This is a genomic window from Photobacterium japonica (assembly GCF_050337005.1).
Taxonomy (GTDB): domain Bacteria; phylum Pseudomonadota; class Gammaproteobacteria; order Enterobacterales; family Vibrionaceae; genus Photobacterium; species Photobacterium japonica.
The window spans coordinates 1-1,344 of sequence record NZ_JAKJSN010000129.1; the positions used below are offsets into that span (position 1 = coordinate 1).

Consider the following 1,344-nt stretch of genomic DNA (forward strand, 5'->3'; position numbering starts at 1 on the left):
GGTTAATGCTATTAAGTAATTATATTGTTCTTACATTAATTATTATCGGAAACGTTATTAAAGGAATTTTCATGTCAAAAGGTCCTTTTTTTACAGTAATGTAAAATATTTACACGATAAACCAAAAGTCAGTAATGGCTCTTGTGCTGGTTTGGTGCAGTGGTATACAAAAGTTGGAAAGGCGAGCACTTGGGTTGAAGGTATACCAGTAAGAGGAAATCGTACGAAAATCCGACTTGGAACAGCTATTGCTACATTTGTTGATGGTAAGTACCCGAATAAGAGAACGGGAAATCATGCAGCATTATACATAAGTCAGTTTTCTGGTGGTATTTGGGTGATGGATCAATGGGCATCGGAAAATGCTATCAATGCTAGGCTGATTAAATTTAAAGGTAGGAATGCTGACGGTAGTTACGTTGATCCTAGTAATAATGCAGATGCTTTTTCGGTGATAATGCATGAATAATAAAGTGAAAATTAAATTACTGATTATATCTTTTTTTTCCTGTTATATGGCTAATTCATACGCAGAAGATATTTACCCCTGCCCGGAAAAAATTGAAGTAGCATCTGCTGTCCAGAATATCCCAGCAGGATGGTCAACACCAGAAACCACTGCCACGAACACAGCTAATCATTATCTCACCTCTGTGGGGTTTACGGATGGGCCACCCCGCGATAAAGCCTTTTTGAAACCCGCTAAGATAGTTGAAATTGAGGAGGGCGTTTACTTCTCTGACTATGACTTATCTTCTTCTGTGGGAGGGGGAAGTTGGTTGGTTTGTCGGTATGGAAATACAGCGGCAAGCATCACAAAAAAAATGCCAAAAGACTATTCATCGTGTCAGGTAACGATGACAAAAGACACCACTCAGCAGCAGGCTGTTTGTCGCTGACTTGTCGCAAATCGGTCCCTTTATGGATGTACTGTCTGAGCAAGCCATTAAAATTTTTATTCAATCCTCGCTACCTGAATGAATAAAAATGTGCAAAGTAAGCCTTTGCATCCAACGCTGTCGCACAGGCCAGTTAGACTCGCTTTGGTACTGGAAGATGCAATCAGTGAGAAACACTGGTTGTTATTCCAGTATTATTGAGGCCCAAGTCGCGCCCCATTGGTAAGAGTTCGGATTATCACTCCAAAAGCTCGGACCTGTACCTGATAGTGATATAACTTCGCTTTTATCTAGTAAATTTCCATCTTTTTCGCGGTATATTTCTATATATCCGGCGTCATTCATCTCCACTACGTTTCGATTAAAGCTCAAAAGGCGACGAAATCCATTTACATAGTAAATTTCTGCACGATACTGATTGTCAGGGCTAAGTTCAGTATGAGAA

2 protein-coding genes and 2 pseudogenes are annotated in these 1,344 nt (G+C 40.0%); 2 read left to right on the top strand and 2 right to left on the bottom strand.

All coding sequences use genetic code 11. The annotated features are described in order from the left end of the window. Positions 1-130: 130 nt before the first annotated feature. Positions 131-469 (top strand): annotated as a pseudogene (locus tag L4C36_RS23730) (BPSL0067 family protein); the annotation flags it as partial. Continuing rightward, entirely contained in the window at positions 462-899 is a 438-nt protein-coding gene (locus L4C36_RS23735) for an STY0301 family protein (protein WP_428480213.1), read from the top strand. The pseudogene L4C36_RS23730 and the gene L4C36_RS23735, both read left to right, overlap by 8 nt. Here the strand turns inward: L4C36_RS23735 and L4C36_RS23740 are convergent. Beyond that, positions 814-1,023, bottom strand: a pseudogene (locus L4C36_RS23740) (hypothetical protein); the annotation flags it as partial. The gene L4C36_RS23735 and the pseudogene L4C36_RS23740 overlap by 86 nt on opposite strands. A 59-nt stretch (positions 1,024-1,082) precedes the next feature. Beyond that, a partial coding sequence (locus tag L4C36_RS23745) for a hypothetical protein (protein ID WP_428480214.1) occupies positions 1,083-1,344 on the bottom strand: 262 nt, incomplete at its 5' end.

Coding starts and splice junctions, on each gene's coding strand:
- L4C36_RS23735 (WP_428480213.1), top strand. CDS start 462: ATGAATAATAAAGTGAAAATTAAATTACTGATTATATCTTTTTTTTCC.